An 18,135-nucleotide genomic window follows, 5' to 3' on the forward strand; every position below is an offset into this window, starting at 1 on the left:
CGTCACTGCTCCAGGCGATACACTGGAAGGCAGACACCCACGCCGAGGAGCGCCGCCATGCTGGACCCCGCCCAGTGCCGCCAGGCCCGCCTGGCCCGGGATGCCCGCTTCGACGGCCGTTTCTTCGTCGGGGTGACCACCACCGGCATCTACTGCCGACCGGTCTGCCCGGCGACGCCCCCCCGTGAGCGCAATGTGCGCTACTTCGACAGCGCCCTGGCCGCGGCGGAGGCCGGCTTTCGCCCCTGCCTGCGCTGCCGCCCGGACAGCGCCCCGGACTCGCCGGCCTGGCGCGGCACCCACACGACGCTGGAACGTGCCCTGCGGCTGATCGACGAGGGCGCCCTGCAGGAGGGAACGCTGACGGCACTCTGCGACCGCCTGGGCATCGGCGAGCGCTACCTGCGCCGGCTCTTCCAGCAGCGCATCGGCGTCTCGCCCAAGGCCTATGCCCAGCATCGCCAGTGCCTGTTCGCCAAGCAGCTGCTCCACCAGACCACCCTGCCGGTCACCGACATCGCCTATGCCAGCGGCTTCCATAGCCTGCGCCGCTTCAACGACGCCTTTCGCACCCGCATCGGCCTGGCGCCCCGCGACCTGCGCCGTCGCACCGGCGAACCCGCCGAGGGCCTGACGCTCCAGCTGGCCTATCGCCCGCCCTACGCCTGGGAGCCGCTGCGCGACTTCCATGCCAGCCGCGCCATCGAGGGCCTGGAGTGGGTCGGCGAGCGGCACTACGGCCGCTGCATCCGCTGGGGCGAGGCGCTGGGCCAGTACACCGCCGAGCACCTCCCCGACCGCCATGCTTTCCGGGTCCGCCTCGAGCTCGACGACTTGCATGCCCTGGCCCCGGTGGTGCGGCGCATCCGACGGGTGCTCGACCTGGACGCCGACACCGTCACCATCGAGGCCCACCTGAGCCATGCCCTGCCCGGCCTCGCGCTGACCGAGGGACTGCGCCTGCCCGGCGTCTGGTCACCGTTCGAGGCCGGCGTGCGGGCCATCCTCGGCCAGCAGGTCGCGATCGGCGCCGCCCGCCGGCTGGTCACCCGCCTGGTGGCGGCACTCGGCGAGCCCGCGGGGGAGGATCGTTGCCACTTCCCCACGCCCGCCACCGTCGCCGGCAGCGACCTGGCCTTTCTCGCCATGCCGAACACACGCCGCGAGACCCTGCGCCGCTTCGCAAGCTGGTACGCTGACGGCGACGCGAGCGACGACCCGGCCGCCTGGACGACGCTCAAGGGCATTGGGCCCTGGACGGCGAACTACGCGGCCCTGCGTGGCACCGGCCACCCCGATATCTGGCTGGCCGGCGATGCCGGCGTGCGCCGGGCACTGCCCCGGCTCGACGGCGCCGACCCGGCGAGTGCCTCGCCCTGGCGCAGCTACCTGACCCTGCAGCTCTGGTCTCAAGAACTCCAACCGCAAGCACCAAGGAGCCAAGCCGATGACTGACAACGCCCTGGACTACTACCAGCCGCCGGAGACCGACGCCCTTGGCCTGATCCGCCTGCGAGCCACGACCGCCGGCCTCACCGAGGTCGCCTTCGTCATGGAAGCCGACGCGCCGGCCCGTCCCAACGCACTCACCGAGCGCGCCCGCGCCCAGCTCGCCGAATACTTCGCCGGCACGCGCCAGGCCTTCGACCTGCCGCTGACGCCCGAGGGCACCGACTTCCAGTGCCGCGTCTGGCAGGCGCTCGAAACCATCCCCTTCGGCGAGACCCGCTGCTACGCCGAGATCGCCGAACAGCTGCGTTGCAAGGGCGGCCAGCGTGCGGTGGGCGCGGCCAACGGCAAGAACCCGCTGGCCATCGTGGTGCCCTGCCACCGGGTGATCGGCAGCGACGGCCGCCTCACCGGCTATGCCGGCGGCATCGGCCGCAAGCAGTGGCTGCTGGCCCACGAGGCCGGCGAGGTGCCCTTCGCGCTGGGCTGAGCGGCCCGCGCCACCACAGGAAGCCGCCAATGACGCAGTTCTGGCGAGATCCGGGGCTACAGACGTCCCGTGCAGGATGCATCTGCCTCAGTGCCCTGGCGCTTCCAGCCGCTCGCGATGATCGATGACCAGCTCGCCGAGGAAGTCGGCCAGCGCCCGGACGCGCGGCGCGCGCGACAGGTCGGTCTGGATGACCAGATAGATGTCCTGCTCGACGCCGAGGTCCGCATCGAGGCAGACCAGGCCGGTATCACGCGCAATCAGGTGCGGGAGCACTGCCAGCCCGAGCCCCGCCGAGGCCGCCACGACCTGGGTGTGGAGCGATGTCGTGGTGAGCGCGGGAACTCGTCCCTGGAGGATACGTGCCACCCACTGGGCGGCGGGCAGGTGGGCTTGCCGCTCATTCCAGGTGATAAAGGCATCGTCGTCGAAACCGTCCGCTTCAGATTCGGCCCCGCGCCGCGCCAGGTAGTCGGCGCTGGCATAGAGCCCATAGCCCAGGGTGCCCAGCCGCCTGAACGACACGTTGCCCCGCTCGGGCTTGACCATGCGGATGGCCAGATCGGCGTCCCGGCGATGCAGGTTGGCGGTCGAGATATCCGTGACGAGATCGATCGCAAGGCCGGGATAGCGCTCCCGGAACGTCTGCAGGGCCGGCAGGATCAGGCGGGTCGCCAGGTTCTCGGCGGTGGCCAATCCGACCCGCCCCCTCATCGAACTCCCGTCTTCAACGCCCGAGGCGAAGGCATTACCAGCGGCCTCGAGGGCCTCGGCCCTGGGGACGAGAGCTTCCCCTTCCGCGGTGAGCCGATAGCCCGACTGCTGGCGGACGAAGAGCGGCACCTTCATGGTCGTTTCCAGGCGCTCGATGCGTCGCGCCAGGGTCGCCACGCCCACACCGAGCGTCGACGCCGCGCCGCTCAAGGTGCCGAGACGCGCCACGGCGAGAAAGGCGCGGGCATCGTTCCAGTTGACCCGGCTCGAGGCGGGCTTTTCATTCCTGGAAATCCCCTTTCCGGAGTCGTGCATTTTTCCTCCCTTGGCTCTGTGCAATTCTGCCTGCCGACACTTTCCGCAACTCACCAGGCCAGGAGGATGAAGAGTGCAGAGGCGCATACTCGGAAAAGACTTGTCGGTCTCGGCCATCGGCCTGGGCTGCATGGGCATGAGCGAATTCTACGGCCCGCGCGACGACAGGGAATCCCGGCGTGTATTGGCCAGGGCGGTCGATCTCGGGGTGGATTTCTTCGACACCGCCGACATGTATGGCTCACACCATAATGAAGCCCTGATCGGTGATTTCCTGTCGAATACCTCGTCCAGAGTGAAGATCGCGACCAAGTTCGGCATCGTGCGAAATCCCGGAGAGTACCGGCGCAGCCTGGACAACAGTGCGACCTATGCCCGCGAGGCCTGTGAGGCCTCACTGCGTCGGCTCGGAGTAGAGCAGATCGATCTCTACTATGTCCATCGCCTCGACCCCGAGCGGCCGATCGAGGAGACCATCGACGGGCTGGCGCGACTCGTCGACGCCGGGAAGATCGCCCGCCTCGGCCTGTGCGAGGTCAGCGCCGAGACGCTGCGGCGGGCCCACGCCGTGCATCCGATCACCGCCGTCCAGACCGAATACTCGCTATGGACGCGAGAGGTGGAAGACGAGGTGCTGCCCACCTGCCGAGAGCTCGGCATCGGCTTCGTACCCTACTCACCCCTGGGCCGCGGTTTCCTGACCGGGCGCTTCCAGGACAAGGCGGCGTTCGGCGATGGCGATTTTCGACCCCACCTGCCCCGTTTCACGGACGAGGCGATGGCGGCCAACCGTCGGATCGCCGAGGCGATCGCGGACATGGCGGCGCAGAAAGACTGCACCTCGGCCCAGCTGTCCCTGGCCTGGCTGCTCTCCAAGGGACCCGATATCGTGCCGATTCCAGGCACCAAGCAACAGCGCTATCTCGAGGAGAATGCCGCGGCGGCCAGCATCCCCCTGACAGCGGAGGAGCGACAGCGGCTGGAAGCGATCACCGCCCGTCTTCCGGTGACCGGCGAGCGCTATACCGCGGAAGGCATGAAGGGAGTGAACGCATGAGCGATGCTCATTCCCGTCGCCGCGACGACGCCCTGGCCCTGCTGGCGCGCCTGGAGCCGAGCGCCCCGGCCAGGGTCGCGCGCAACCTGGACGACTTTGATCCCGACGCCACCGAGATCCTGCTGGGCTTCGCCTTCGCCGATGTCGTCTCCCGCGACAACCTCGACCTCAAGACTCGCGAGATGCTGACGGTGGCGATGCTCGGCGCCATGGGCACCGCGCCGGGCCAGCTGGAATTCCATATGCGCGCGGCGCTGCACACCGGGGTGACCCGCGATGAGCTGGTCGAGATCGTCATGCAGGTGGCGGTGTATGCCGGCATTCCCGCGGCGATGAACGCGATGACCGCCGCCAAGGCGGCCTTCGTGGCACAGGACGCGAAGCGCTGACGGCGAGGGGGTCGTTTCGCGCCTACAGCGGTAGGTGCAGGATGGCGCCGCGCAGGGCCGTCTCGTCGGCCCACAGCTGGCCCAGGGTCAGCGGCAGCGAGAAACGGCGCCGGCCTGCGCCGCCGGGGTTGAACCACAGCCGGCCGTCGCGCCATTCGTTGCGCGCCTTGTGGGAGTGGCCGTGGAGCACGGCGTCGCAGGGCGTGGCGGGATCGAAGGCGGCAATATCGTGCACCAGGTGCAGCCGCCAGCCGTTGACCACCAGCTCCCGGTGCCAGGGCAGCCGCTCGGCCCAGGGCGCGGTGTCGACGTTGCCGCGCACGGCGAAGAGCGGCGCCAGCTCGGCGAGCCGCGCGAGGATCGCCTCGTCTTGCGCCCGGCCGCCCACGTCGCCGAGATGCACGATCAGCCCGCAGCCCTCGAGCAGCGCCAGTGCCTCGTCGCGCAGGGTGCCGTGGGTGTCGGCGATCACGCCGATCGGGGCGTCGAGCTCGAAACGCTCGGTATCCATGCGGCAGGCTCCCGTCTTGCGATTCATCCCATGGTGACGCCGATGGGCCGGGCAGGCCAGCACGGCGGCGCGCTCAGGGGCGCGTCCAGTCCGCCTCGCCCTCGCGGTTCAATGGCCGGCTATCCAGCCCCAGCAGGGGCGCCAGCGCCGCCCAGGCGTCGTCCACGGCATCCGGCCCGAACAGGTAAGCGTTGACGATCATGCCGTCCAGCGTCACCTGGACGAGACGCGCCAGCCCCGGCGCCGCCTCACCCCGCAGCTCGGCGAGGATGTCCTCGACCAGCTCCTTCACCCCGGCCTTGTGCCGCCGCGAGAGCGCCAGCAGGGAGGCCGGTTCCCGGGCGTATTCCTCGGTCGCCTTGAGGAACATGCAGCCGTGGAAGTGTTCGGAGGCGAACCAGCGGGCATGCCAGTCGAAGACGGCACGCAGCCGTGCCTCCGCCGTGCCCGCCGACTCGACCGCCTCGGTGAGGGAGGCCATGAAGCGTTCGTGACGCTGGGCCAGCACCGCCTCCACCAGCGCCTCCTTGCCGGCGAAGTGGTGATAGAGCGTCATCTTCGAGACCCCGGCCTCGTCGCGGATCCGGTCCACACCGACCGCGTGATAGCCGTACTCCCCGAACAGCCGGGTCGCCGTCGCCAGGATGTCATCGCGCTTGGCCATGAACGAACCTCCTCGTCATCGGATGACTTGCTTCAATGAGCTCATGCTACTACTGTACAGACCTGTCTGTACATAACCCCGACGAGGCGATTCCCATGCTCCACAAGATGAAGGGCGGCGGCACCCTGCCGGCGCGCCCCGATACCCTCCAGATCCTCACCGGCCTGATCGGCGGCATCAGCGGCATCGGCCTGGTGGCCTGGCTGACCCGGCTCACCGAGGTGCCGCTGCTGATGGCGCCCTTCGGCGCCACCTGCGTGCTGCTGTTTGCCGCCCCGGGCGCGCCGCTGGCCCAGCCCCGCAACGTGGTCGGCGGCCACCTGGTCTCGGCACTGGTCGGCCTGGTCGTCATGCAAGTGCTGGGCGCCGGACCGCTGGCCATGGCGGTCGGCGTCGGCGTGGCCATCGCCGCCATGCAGGCGCTGCGGGTAGTGCACCCCCCGGCGGGCGCCAACCCGCTGGTGGTGATGATGTCCGGCGCCGTCGGCTATGACTTCCTGCTGATGCCGGTGCTGGCGGGCTCGGCGAGCCTGGTGCTGGTGGCGCTGCTGATCAACAACCTGGGAACCGAGCGACGCTGGCCGACGTATTGGCTCTAATGGTTTCCCGGGCAGCGCCAGCGCCGCCCGCGTTGAGCGACCGGAGGGCCCCTCTAACGCGTCACGACCAGCAGACCGATCAGCAAGGCGAGACCGCCCACGAGGAAATTGATCGTCAAAGGTTCGCCGAGCAGCAGCGCGCCGAACAGCACGCCGAACACGGGTGACAGGAACGAGAAGCTCCCCAGTTGCGAGGCGAAATAGCGCCTCAGCAACGCAAACCAGAGCAGTAGCGCGGCCAGGGAGATCACCAGCGTCTGGAAGGCCAGGCTGGCCACCACGGCACCGGTCGCCTGGAGGCGGCCGAGATCGCCAAGCAGCGCGGTCGCGGGCAGCAACAGGAGCCCGGCGATGGCGAGTTGGTAACACAGCGTCTGGACCGGTGGCGCTTCGGACAGGGAAGAGCGTCGTATCACCAGCGTGGTCGCGGCCCAGGAGAGGCCGGCCAGCAACCCCAGGATATCGCCCCGCAGGATGTCAGCGGCATTCTCGATATCGGTGGCAGGCGCCATGGCGAGCACCATCCCGCCGAAGGCCAGCCCGACGCCCGTCCACTGGCGCCTCGTCAATTGCTCCCCCGGCACCAGCAGATGCAACCCCAGGGCCGCAAACACCGGGGCCGTGTAGAGGAACACCGACATATGCGATGCCAGCGTGTAGTTCAGCCCCCATGCCACGAACACGAATTCCGCGGTAAATCCCAGCCCCACCAGCATGCCTGGTCCCAGGTGGGCGCGAATATCGGCCAATCGAATGCCTTGCCGACATGCCAGCGCCACCACCAATAACGCCGCGAGAGACGATCGCAGCGCAATCTGTGCCAGCGGCGAGATATCCATCGCGACCATCTTGATGGCCACCTGCTGAAACCCCAGCGCCAGACAGAACAGCACCATCAAGGCACTGGCCTGCATGTCCAGGTGCCGACGCGCCGTGGCGCATCCCCCCGGTGCCATAGCATTACTCAACGGCTTGGTAGGTTGCATGTTGCCCCCTTGGCAGTGAATGGTGCCAAGTTGAGCAGTTGTGGTCGCAGGCGCCAAACGATTAATCTGGGGGTCCAGGCTCAGGAAAAATCATCCCATGAAGATCGAGCGCCTCCCCCTGAATGCGCTACGGGCGTTTGCCGAGGCGGCGCGTACCGAGAGTTTCAAGAGCGCCGCCAGCCACTTGGGCGTCACCCCCGGCGCGGTAAGCCGTCAGATCAAGCAGCTCGAAGCGCGGCTGGGAATTTCGCTCTTCGCTCGACACGCCAATGGCGTGCACTTGAACGAGGCCGGACGACAGCTGGCCAGGGACATCGATAGCGGCCTCGAGCGCATTGCCGCCGGCGTCATGGCCGCACAAGAGCGTGCGCGGCGTGCCCCCATGCTGACGCTCAGCGCCCCGCCGTCCTTCATGCAGCTGTGGCTACTGCCCCGCCTGGCGGATTTCGACGCCAGGGTGGGCGGTATCGACATCTCCCTGGATGCCAGCCAGTCGTTGACGATACCCGCCTGGCAGGGCGATGGCGCTCGCCTGGCGATTCGCTACGGCCGTGGCCCCTGGCCGGAGGTGAAGAGTCACCGCCTGTTCGGCGACGAGCTGTTTCCCGTCTGCGCCCCGTCACTGCTGGAGCGGGAAGATCGCCCCATGGAACCCGCCGATCTGGCCAATCACACCCTGCTGGAAGTCGCCTGGGAATCACGTCAGGGCATCGCCTTTCCCGGCTGGCAGGCGTGGCTCGATGCCGCGGGCGTCGGCGACAGGGTGACCCCACCGCAACGCCGCTACTCGTTGTTCGGCCTGGCCATGGATCAGGCCATCGCCGGACGGGGCATCATGCTGGCCAATCACCCGGTCGCCATGGATCGGCTGGAAAGCGGGGTGCTCGTTCGCCCCTTCGGCGGGCGCCATGTCCTGCCCTCCCCCATGACCTACGACCTGCTGGTGCCCCCGGCCGGGGAGGCACCGCCTGCGGTCGCAGGTTTCATCGACTGGCTGCTGAACGAGGCCGCCGCGTTCGACCGAGACACGATCGGCAAGGCCGCACGCTCGTAGCACTGCAAGACGGCATTTATGGCACCATGGCCCCCAGACGGACCATGCGAAGGAACCGCCATGCCCCTCACCGCCCGCCAGGGCCCCGAGCTCGCCCCCGGCTTCATGGTCATCCACGGCAACCGCCTGGAGGCCTTGCGCTGCCTGGCGGTGGAGTGGATGAAGCGCCATCCGCTCGGCCCCCTGGAGAACGAGACGATCCTGGTGCAGAGCAACGGCATCGGCCAGTGGTTGAAGCTCGCCCTGGCCGAGGATCCCGCCCAGGGCGGCGCGGGCATCGCCGCGGCGCTCGACGTCACCCTGCCGGCGCGCTTCCTGTGGCAGGCCTACCGGGCGGTGCTGGAGCATGCCGAGGGCGACGTTGATGCGGTGCCGGCCACCTCGCCCTTCGACAAGTCGCGGCTGGTGTGGCGGCTGCTGCGCCTGCTGCCGGGGCTGCTCGATCAGCCGGCCTTCGCCCCCCTGGCGCGCTTCCTGGAAGACGACGCCGACCTGCGCAAGCATCACCAGCTCGCCGAACGCCTCGCCGACCTCTTCGACCAGTACCAGGTCTATCGCGCCGACTGGCTGGACGCCTGGGCGGCGGGCGAGGACGTGCTGATCTCCGCCCGCGGCGAGGCCCGGCCGCTGGACGAGGCCCAGCGCTGGCAGCCCGCGCTATGGCGTGCCATCTGCCACGATGTGGCGGAACAGCGGCGGTCGCCATGCGCCGACGTGGACACCGCCCAGGGCGCGGCCGGCATCGACTCCAGCCGCGCCCGGGTGCATCGGCGCTTCCTCGAGGCCGCCGAATCGCTCACGCTGGAGAATCGGCCCCGTGATCTGCCGCGCCGGGTGGTGGTGTTCGGCATCTCCTCGCTGCCCAGCCAGGCCCTGGAGGCGCTGGCCGCCATCGCCCGGGTCAGCCAGGTGCTGCTCTGCGTGCACAACCCCTGCGAGCACTACTGGGCCGATATCATCGAGCACAAGGAGCTGCTGAGGGCCGAACGCCGGCGCCAGCGGCGCAAGCAAGGCATGCCCGAGCGCCTCGACGTGCTGGGCGACGGCGACGGCGAGGAGGCCCTGCACCTCCACGCCCAGCCGCTGCTGGCCGCCTGGGGCAAGCAGGGCCGCGACTACCTGCGCCTGCTCGACGAGCACGACGACAGCCAACGCTACGAGGGGCTGTTCGAACGCGAGGCGCTGCGCATCGACCTCTTCGAGCCCTGCGTGCCGGACGACTCGCCGGGCCTGCTGCTGCAGCAACTGCAGGACGATATCCGCGCCCTGCGCCCGCTGGCCGAGACCCGCGACACCTGGCCGGCGGTGGACCCGACCCGCGACGACTCCATCGTCTTCCACGTCGCCCACGGCCCCCAGCGCGAGGTGGAGATCCTCCACGACCAGCTGCTGGCCGCCTTCAGCGATGATCCGGAGCTCAGGCCCCGGGATATCATCGTCATGGTGCCGGACATCGACCACTACGCCCCGCATATCCAGGCCGTCTTCGGTCAATACGAGCGCGGGCAGCACTCCAGCGACGATCCGCGATACATCCCCTTCACCCTCTCCGACCAGGCCGACCGTCACCGCCAGCCGCTGCTGGTGGCGCTGGAGAAGCTCGTGCGCCTGCCAGAGCTGCGCTTCGCGGTGAGCGACCTGCTCGACCTGCTGGAGGTGCCGGCGCTGCGCGCCCGCTTCGGCCTCGTCGAAGAGGACCTGCCGACGCTGGCCCGCTGGATCGAGGGCGCCGGCATTCGCTGGGGGCTCGACGCCCGCCAGCGCGGCAGCCTCGACCTGCCCGAGGGCCTCACCCAGAACACCTGGGCCTTCGGCCTGCGCCGGCTGCTGCTCGGCTACGCGGTGGGCAACAGTGGCGGTGCCTGGCAGGGCATCGAGCCCTTCGACGATATCGGCGGCCTGGAGGCGGGCCTGGCCGGCCCATTGGCGCAGCTGCTGGAGACCCTCGAGGCCCAGTGGCATCGACTGCGCGAGTCGCATGACGTGGAGGGCTGGGTGGCGGTACTGCGCGAGCTGCTGGAGGCCTGCTTCAGCGCCGAGGATGCCGCCGACAGCCTGATGCTGGCGCGCCTGGAGCAGGGCCTGCAGGAGTTCCAGGAGAGCGCCCGGGAGGCCGGCCTGACCCGCGAACTGCCCCTCTCGGTGGTGCGCGAGCACTGGCTGGCGCAGATCGACGAGCACAGCCTCTCCCAGCGCTTCCTGGCCGGGGCGGTCAACTTCGCCACCCTGATGCCGATGCGCGCCATCCCCTTCCGGCGGGTCTGCCTGCTGGGCATGAACGACGGCGACTACCCGCGCCACCAGCCGCCGCTGGACATCGACCTGATGCACGGCGACTACCGCCCCGGCGACCGCTCGCGCCGCGAGGACGACCGCTACCTGTTCCTCGAGGCGCTGCTCTCGGCGCGCCGCCAGCTCTATGTCAGTTGGGTGGGCCGCAGCATCGTCGACAACGCCGAGAAGCCGCCCTCGGTGCTGGTCGGCCAGCTGCGCGACCACCTGGCCGCCGGTTGGCATACCGTGGATGGCGACGTTCAGGATGGAAAGCTGCTCGCCGCACTGACCACCGAGCACCCACTGCAGCCGTTCAGCCGCGCCTATTTTCCCAACCCACAGGAGCAGGATGCGCGCAGCGTCGCCGACAAGCGGCTCTTCACCTACGCCCATGAGTGGCGCGACGTGCATAGCAAGGCTGCGCCAGCGGAGGAAGCCGCTCAACTGGGCGACTTCGAACAGGAAAACCCGATGACGCTCATGCAGTTGGGCAGTTTCTTGAGGGATCCCGCCAAGGCCTTCTTTACTACCCGGCTCAAGGTCTTCCTCGAGCGCGAGGACGTCACCAGCCTCGACAACGAGCCCTTCACCCTCGATGGCCTGACCCACTGGCAGCTGCAGGACGCCCTGATACAGGCCCAGCGCCTCGCCATCGACGAGGGCCGCCCCCGGGAGCAGGCGCTCCACGATACCCTGATGCGCCTGGAGGGCCAGGGGGTGCTGGCCATGGGCGCCTTCGCCGAGCGCATGCGCGAGAGCCTCGCCAAACCCATGGAGGCGCTGTTCGAGGCCTACCGTCAGGCGCTCGACGCCTGGCCCCACGCCGTGGAAGAGCCCGAGCCGGTGCGTCTCGAACTGCCCACCCGCAACGCCCCGCCGCTGGAGGACTGGCTGGACCAGCTGCACGTGGACGACGCAGGCCGGCGCTGCCGCCTGCTGCTGCTCAGCAGCAGCCTGATCAGCCAGGGCCGCGGCCGGCCCCAGTACCGCTGGGCGCAGCTGGTGCGCCCCTGGGTCGCCCACCTGGCCGGCAACCTCGAGGCCCCGCTGACCACCGAACTGCTCTCCAAGGCCGGCCACGTCACCCTGCCGCCGCTGGAGGCCGACACCGCCCGGCAGCGCCTCGGCGAGCTGATCGGCGCCTGGCAGGCCGGCATGCGCGAGCCGCTGCCGATGGCTGTCGAGGCCGCCTTCGCCTGGCTCGGCAAGGTCGACCGGCACGACGGCTCGATCGCCAGCAATGGCCCCGCCAGCGACGCCTGGCAGGCCGCCCGCAAGGCCTACGAGGGCGACGGCTTCGTGGCCGGCGAGGTCGAACGCAACCCCTACCTGGCCCACCGCTGGCCCGACTTCACCGCCCTGATGGCCGCCGCGCCGGCCGATGATGGTGAGCGCCTCGACTTCGCCACGCTGACCGAGCGGCTGCTGGCACCGCTCTATCTGGCCCTTAAAGGGGATAAAAACGGGGGAGATGGCAAATGAGCGATGCGCAGCCCGTCGAGCTCGATCCGCTGACGTTTCCGCTGCACGGCAGCCGCCTGATCGAGGCCAGCGCCGGCACCGGCAAGACCTTCACCATCGCCCTGCTCTACGTGCGCCTGGTGCTCGGCGCCCGCCACGCCGAGGACGAAACGGCCTTTGCGCGCCCGCTGACCCCGCCGGAGATCCTGGTGGTGACCTTCACCAACGCCGCCACCCAGGAGCTGCGCGAGCGGATTCGCGCCCGGCTGGTCGAGGCCGCCGAGGTCTTCCAATCGGGGACAGACCCCAATTCCGCCCAATTCGCGGACCCGCTACTGATCGCCCTGCGCGATCAGTACGACCCGGCCGGCTGGCCGGCCTGTGCGCGGCGCCTGCAGCTGGCCGCCGAGTGGATGGACGAGGCCGCCGTCTCCACCATCCACAGCTGGTGCTACCGCATGCTGCGCGAGCACGCCTTTGACAGCGGCAGCCTCTTCTCGCTGGAGCTGGAGACCGACCAGGGCGAGCTCGAGCAGGAGGTGGTGCGCGACTACTGGCGCAGCTTCTACTACCCGCTGGACGCCGAGGCGCTGGCCGAGATCACCCAGTACTGGGAGGCCCCCACCGAGGGCCGGCGCTCGCTCTATGCCGCCGTACGCAAGCTGCTGCCGGAAAGCGACGCGCTTAGCCACAGCGCCCCGCCCCCCGCCGAGACCCTGGCCGCCGCCCGGGCCGAGCGCGACGCCCGCCTCAATGAGCTCAAGGCGCCCTGGACCGCCTGGCTCGACGAACTGGTGCCGGCCCTGGAGGACGCCGCCAAGCGCAAGGCCTTCAAGGGGCAGAGCTTCAATGCCCGAAGCCGCGCCAACTGGCTGGGCGCCCTGCGCGAGTGGTGCCAGGGCGAGGCAACCCGCCCGGCGCTCACCGACGCCGCCTGGAAGCGCCTGACCCCGGCGGGCATGGCGGAGATCTGGAAGGAGGGCACGCCCCCGGTGCCGGAGGCCTGGGAGGCCCTGGCCGCGCTGCCCGAGGCACTGAACGCCCTGCCCGAGCCCCGCGCCGACCTGCTGATCCACGCCGTGCAGTGGTGCCGGGCGCGCCTGGAGCGCGAGCAGGAGCGTCGCGCCGAGATGGGCCCCAACGACCTGCTCAGCCACCTCGACCGGGCGCTGGCCGGGGCACACTCAGACCCTGGGGCCGAGGCCCTGGCGCTGCGGATTCGCCAGCAGTTCCCGGTGGCGCTGGTCGACGAGTTCCAGGATACCGACCCGGTGCAATACCGCATCTTCGATCGGGTCTACCGCCTGGCCGACAACGCCCGCGGCTCTTCTCACGACACGGGCGTCTTCCTGATCGGCGACCCCAAGCAGGCGATCTACGCCTTCCGCGGCGCCGACATCTACACCTACCTGCAGGCACGCCGCGACACGGCGGGCCGCCACGTCACCCTGGGCACCAACTACCGCTCCAGCGCGACCATGGTCGCCGCGGTGAACCGCTGCTTCGCATTCGCCGAGACCCACCCGCCCGGGGCCTTCCTGTTCAAGCAGGACGACGGCGGCAATCCGGTGCCCTTCGTGCCGGTCAAGGCGAAAGGCCGGAAGGATGCCCTGGTCGTCGACGGCCAACCCCAGCCGGCCATGACCCTGTGGCAACTGGAGGCCGACGAGGCGCTCTCCAAGACCGCCTATATGGGCGAGATGGCCGAGCGCTGCGCCTCGCAGATGGTCACCCTGCTGGAGCGGGGCCGGCGCGGCGCGGCGGGCTTCAGCGATGGCGGGACCCTCCAGGCACTGGCGCCCTCGGATATGGCGGTGCTGGTCAACGGCATCAATGAGGCCCGCGAGATCCGCCGCGCCCTGGCCCGGCGCGGGGTGAAGAGCGTCTACCTCTCCGACAAGGACAAGGTGTTCGCCTCGCCCATGGCCGTCGAGCTCGATGCCTGGCTGCGCGCCTGCGCCGATCCCGAGGACGAGCGCCTGCTGCGCGCGGCCCTGGCCACCCCCAGCCTGGGGCTCGACCTGGCCGCCCTCGACCACCTGCAGCAGGACGAGCTGGCCTGGGAGGCGCGGGTGCTGCAGTTCCGCGACTACCACCGCCTGTGGCAGCGCCAGGGCGTGCTGCCGCTGGTGCGCCGGCTGATGAGCGACTTCGAGGTGCCCGGCCGGCTGCTGGCCGCCGGCCCCGCCAGCGAGGGAGAAAGGTACCTCACCGACCTGCTGCATCTGGGCGAGCTGCTGCAGCACGCCAGCCAGGAGCTCGACGGCGAGCATGCGCTGATCCGCTTCCTGGCCGAGGCCATCGCCGCCCCCGACGACCAGGGCGAGGCCCACAAGCTGCGCCTGGAGAGCGACGCCGACCTGGTGCAGGTGATCACCATCCACAAGTCCAAGGGGCTGGAGTACCCGCTGGTGTTCCTGCCGTTCATCGGCAACCACCGCGCCACCAAGGCCGACGACTCGCCGCTGCGCTGGCACGACGCCGAGGGACGGCTGCGGCTGAGCCTCACCGCCAGTGATGCGACCCTGGCCATCGCCGACCGCGAACGCCTGGGCGAGGACCTGCGCAAGCTCTATGTGGCGCTGACCCGCGCCCGCCACGCCACCTGGCTGGGCATCGCCCCGCTCAAGGGGCTGGAAGCCGGCGCACTGGGCCAGCTGCTGAGCAACGGCGAACCGATCGCCCCGGAAACCCTGGGCGAGGCCCTGGCCGCCCTCCAGGGCAACGAGCCCGCCATCGCCCTCCAGCCGGCGCCCCCCGCCACCGCCGAGCTCTTCACCCCGGCGGAAGCGGCCGAGGCACTGGGCGAGGCCCGGGTGCCCGGCCGCCCGGCCCGGGAGCAGTGGTGGATCGCCAGCTACTCGGCGCTGCGCACCAGCGGCGCCATCCTCGAACCCCAGCCCCTGGAGGCTCAGGCACCGCCAGGCGCCCCGGCAAGCACTCACTCACCCACGAGCGCCCGGCAGACAGTCACCCTCCCCGAGCCCAGCACGCCGCTGGAGGCCACCGCCTTCGAGGTGATGGACGAGCCCCGCGACGCCGCCACCCCGCCCCGGACCCACAGCCTGCACCGCTTCCCGCGCGGCCCGGGGCCCGGCACCTTCCTCCACGGCCTGCTGGAGTGGGCCGGCCAGCACGGCTTCGCCCGCGCCGGCGAGGACGCCGCCCTGCGCGAGGACATGCTGGCCCGCCGCACCCAGCTGCGCGGCTGGACCGCCTGGCTCGAGTCGCTGAACGGCTGGCTGGGCGGGCTGCTGGAAACCCCGCTGCCGCTGCCCGACGCCGGGGCGATGCGGCTCGGCGAGCTCGGCGCCTACCAGGTGGAGATGGAGTTCTGGTTCGCCTCACACCGAGTCTCGACCCTGGCGCTGGACGCCCCCGTGAGTGCTTACACGCTCGCCGGCGCGGCGCGGCCGGCGCTCGATACCGACACCCTCAACGGCATGCTCAAGGGCTTCATCGACCTGGTCTTCGAACACCGGGGGCGCTACTACGTGCTCGACTGGAAATCCAACCACCTGGGGCCGGACGACGACGCCTACACCCCCGCGGCCATGCGCGACGCCATGGCCGAGAAGCGCTACGACCTGCAGGCCGCCCTCTACCTGCTGGCCCTGCACCGGCTGCTCAAGGCGCGCCTGCCGGACTACGACTACGACCGCCATATCGGCGGCTCGCTGACCGTCTTCCTGCGCGGGGTCGGCCCCGCCACGACCAGCGATGGCCGCGGCGTGCACTCCGAGCGCCCGCCGCGGGCGCTGATCGAGACGCTGGACGCGCTCTTCCAGGGCCAGGGGCCGACGGCGACCACTCAGAACGCGGAGGCGCCGGCATGAAGGACCTGTTCGACGACCTGCCCGGACCTTTAGAACCAGAGCCACCCAAGCCAGAGCCCCCCGAGGCCCATCCCGCCCTGGGGGACACGGCGGCGCTGCTTGCCCTGCTCGAGCGCTGGGTGGCGCGCGGCTGGCTGCGTGCCCTGGACCGCGCCCTGGCGGTGTTCCTGCACCGCGAGGTCCCCGACGCCCCGGCGCCGCTGCTGCTCGCCGCGGCCCTGGCCAGCCACCAGCTGGGCCGTGGCCATGTGTGCCTCGACCTGGCGGCGACCCTGGAGGCCCCCGACCTGGCCCTCTCGCTGCCGCCGGAGGGCGACGACCTCAGCGACCCGCCGCCGCTGCCCAGCGAAGTGCTCGGCGGCCTGACCCTGGTGGCCTGGCAGGAAGCGCTCACTCATCCCGCCTTGGTCGCCGACGGCACACAGGGCGCCCCCGGCCACACCCCGCTGGTGCGCGGCGCCACCGCGCCTGGTCATCAACACCAAGGCCCCCGCCTCTACCTGCGCCGCTACTGGCAGTACGAGCAGGAGATCCGCGCCCGCATCGCCGCCCGGCTGGATGCCCCTGCCGATGACGCCGCCACCCTGGCCACCGCCCTCGACGCCCTCTTCCCCACCACGGCCACCCTCGACTGGCAGAAAATCGCCTGTGCCCTGGCCGCCCGCTCGCCCTTCGCGGTGATCACCGGCGGCCCCGGCACCGGCAAGACCACCACCGTGGTCAAGCTGCTCGCCCTGCTCCAGGCCCTGGCGCTGGGCCGCGCCGACCCGCCCAGCGCGCGCCCGCTGCGCATCCGCCTGGCCGCCCCCACCGGCAAGGCCGCCGCACGCCTCAACGACTCCATCGCCGGGCAGGTCAAGGGCCTCTCGCTGGTGGAACTGGCCGGCGCCGTGGGCCAACAGGGTGTGGATATCCCGACCCTGCGCGAGGCCATTCCCACCGAGGTCACCACCCTGCATCGGCTGCTCGGCTCGCGCCCGGATACCCGCCACTTCCGCCACCACGTCGGCAACCCATTGGCGCTGGACGTGCTGGTGATCGACGAGGCCTCGATGGTGGATATCGAGATGATGGCGGCGGTGCTCACCGCCCTGCCCTCCCGCGCCCGCCTCGTGCTGCTCGGCGACAAGGACCAGCTCGCCTCGGTGGAGGCCGGCGCCGTGCTCGGCGACCTCTGCCAGCGCGCCGAAGGCGGCCACTACACGCCCGAGACTGCCGACTGGCTGGAGGCCGCCACCGGCACGCCGCTGCCCGCGCCGTACCGCGACGTGCAGGGCCAGCCGCTGGACCAGGCCATCGCCATGCTGCGGGTGAGCCACCGCTTCGATGCCGCCAGTGGCATCGGCCGGCTCGCCGAGGCGGTCAACCAGCCGCTGGATGCTGACCATACGGCCAAGGAGAAGCGCCGCGCCGTGCGCGAGGTATTCGAGCACACGCCGGCCTACGCCGACCTGGCCCGCTTGCGCCTGAATGAGGCCGACGACCCGGCGCTGGACAAGCTGGTGGTGGAGGGCCACCCGGCCGGCTTCGTCGACGGCGGCCAGGGCCGCCACGACCGCCGCGGCGAACCGGTGGCGCCGCCGCTCGGCTATCGCCACTACCTGGAGGTGCTGCGCACCCGGCGCCCCAGCGAGACGAGCTTCGGCGAAGGCGAGGACCGCCAGCCGTTCGACGACTGGGCCCGCGCCGTGCTCGACGCCCACGGCCGGTTCCAGTTGCTCTGCGCGCTCCGCAAGGGCCCCTGGGGCATCGAAGGCCTGAACCCGCGCATCGGCCGTGCCCTGCGCCGCGCCGGTTGGCTCCAGGCCAGCGACCTGGAGCTGGAACAGGGCTGGTTCGAAGGGCGCCCGGTGCTGGTCACCCGCAACGACTACGGCCTGGGGCTGATGAACGGCGATATCGGCATCACCCTGGCGCTGCCCGATGCCCGCCAGCCAAGCAGAAAGCTGCTGCGCGTCGCCTTCCCCGCCAGCGACGGCAGCGGCAGGATCAAATGGGTGCTACCCAGCCGATTGCAGGCGGTGGAGACCGTCTTCGCCATGACGGTGCACAAGTCCCAGGGCTCGGAGTTCACCCACACCGCCCTGCTGCTCCCCGACGCCCCCAACCCCATCCTGACGCGGGAGCTGGTTTACACCGGCATCACCCGCGCCCGCGACTGGCTCACCGTGGTGGAGACTGGACGCGGCATGCTGGATGAGGCAGTGTTACGGAAGGTTTCGAGGGTGAGTGGGTTAAGCAAAGGAAAAATCGAAAATTACTAGCCGCTCAAAAAGCCAAAACTTCTCTTCAGACACGTACTTATAAAAGCGTGCAAGCTTTCACACAAACGAGGG

At 70.4% G+C, this 18,135-nt stretch carries 13 protein-coding genes; 9 read left to right on the top strand and 4 right to left on the bottom strand.

Annotated features, from left to right (window positions below; genetic code table 11):
• Positions 1-57: 57 nt before the first annotated feature.
• Both OCT48_RS16165 and OCT48_RS16170 read left to right on the top strand, forming a co-directional pair.
• Complete coding sequence (locus tag OCT48_RS16165; protein ID WP_263590157.1) at positions 58-1,455, top strand: AlkA N-terminal domain-containing protein; 1,398 nt, start codon at positions 58-60, stop codon at positions 1,453-1,455.
• A complete protein-coding gene (locus tag OCT48_RS16170) occupies positions 1,448-1,939 on the top strand; it encodes a methylated-DNA--[protein]-cysteine S-methyltransferase (RefSeq protein ID WP_263590158.1) in 492 nt (163 codons plus the stop codon). Before OCT48_RS16165 ends, OCT48_RS16170 begins: the two co-directional genes overlap by 8 nt.
• A gap of 87 nt (positions 1,940-2,026) precedes the next feature.
• Here OCT48_RS16170 and OCT48_RS16175 read toward each other — a convergent pair whose 3' ends face one another.
• Positions 2,027-2,968: a LysR family transcriptional regulator gene (locus OCT48_RS16175; RefSeq protein WP_263590159.1), complete on the bottom strand. Its 942-nt coding sequence runs from the start codon at positions 2,966-2,968 to the stop codon at positions 2,027-2,029.
• Between the two features lie 73 nt (positions 2,969-3,041).
• Between OCT48_RS16175 and OCT48_RS16180 the strand changes: the two genes are divergently transcribed.
• Together OCT48_RS16180 and OCT48_RS16185 are read left to right on the top strand one after the other, a co-directional pair.
• The gene (locus OCT48_RS16180) at positions 3,042-4,025 is read left to right on the top strand and encodes an aldo/keto reductase (RefSeq protein WP_263590160.1); all 984 of its coding nucleotides are present in this window, start codon (positions 3,042-3,044) and stop codon (positions 4,023-4,025) included.
• Complete coding sequence (locus tag OCT48_RS16185; protein WP_263590161.1) at positions 4,022-4,414, top strand: carboxymuconolactone decarboxylase family protein; 393 nt, start codon at positions 4,022-4,024, stop codon at positions 4,412-4,414. Before OCT48_RS16180 ends, OCT48_RS16185 begins: the two co-directional genes overlap by 4 nt.
• 22 nt (positions 4,415-4,436) lie before the next feature.
• Here the strand turns inward: OCT48_RS16185 and OCT48_RS16190 are convergent, their stop codons facing one another.
• Complete coding sequence (locus OCT48_RS16190) at positions 4,437-4,925, bottom strand: metallophosphoesterase family protein (RefSeq protein WP_263590162.1); 489 nt, start codon at positions 4,923-4,925, stop codon at positions 4,437-4,439.
• Between the two features lie 73 nt (positions 4,926-4,998).
• On the bottom strand, positions 4,999-5,589 hold the full coding sequence (locus OCT48_RS16195) for a TetR/AcrR family transcriptional regulator (protein ID WP_263590163.1): 591 nt from the start codon (positions 5,587-5,589) through the stop codon (positions 4,999-5,001).
• Between the two features lie 95 nt (positions 5,590-5,684).
• On the opposite strand from OCT48_RS16195, the gene OCT48_RS16200 reads away from it, so the two are divergent.
• Positions 5,685-6,188, top strand: coding sequence for an HPP family protein (locus OCT48_RS16200; RefSeq protein ID WP_263590164.1), 504 nt, complete (start codon positions 5,685-5,687; stop codon positions 6,186-6,188).
• A 53-nt stretch (positions 6,189-6,241) separates the two neighbouring features.
• Here the strand turns inward: OCT48_RS16200 and OCT48_RS16205 are convergent, their stop codons facing one another.
• Positions 6,242-7,102, bottom strand: a complete 861-nt coding sequence (locus OCT48_RS16205) for a DMT family transporter (protein WP_263590165.1) — start codon at positions 7,100-7,102, stop codon at positions 6,242-6,244.
• Between the two features lie 169 nt (positions 7,103-7,271).
• On the opposite strand from OCT48_RS16205, the gene OCT48_RS16210 reads away from it, so the two are divergent.
• From OCT48_RS16210 to recD, 4 genes are read left to right on the top strand one after another with little or no spacing between them, the layout of a single operon-like run.
• Entirely contained in the window at positions 7,272-8,228 is a 957-nt protein-coding gene (locus tag OCT48_RS16210; protein WP_263590166.1) for a LysR substrate-binding domain-containing protein, read from the top strand.
• Positions 8,229-8,288: 60 nt separating this feature from the next.
• Positions 8,289-11,984 (top strand): exodeoxyribonuclease V subunit gamma, encoded by a 3,696-nt coding sequence (gene recC / locus OCT48_RS16215; RefSeq protein WP_263590167.1) that lies wholly within the window; start codon positions 8,289-8,291, stop codon positions 11,982-11,984.
• On the top strand, positions 11,981-15,799 hold the full coding sequence (recB, locus tag OCT48_RS16220; protein WP_263590168.1) for an exodeoxyribonuclease V subunit beta: 3,819 nt from the start codon (positions 11,981-11,983) through the stop codon (positions 15,797-15,799). Before recC ends, recB begins: the two co-directional genes overlap by 4 nt.
• A complete protein-coding gene (recD, locus tag OCT48_RS16225) occupies positions 15,796-18,063 on the top strand; it encodes an exodeoxyribonuclease V subunit alpha (protein ID WP_263590169.1) in 2,268 nt (755 codons plus the stop codon). Before recB ends, recD begins: the two co-directional genes overlap by 4 nt.
• Positions 18,064-18,135: the final 72 nt, after the last annotated feature.

Origin of the sequence: Halomonas sp. M4R1S46 (assembly GCF_025725685.1) — a bacterium.
In the GTDB taxonomy this organism is placed as follows: Bacteria; Pseudomonadota; Gammaproteobacteria; order Pseudomonadales; family Halomonadaceae; genus Halomonas.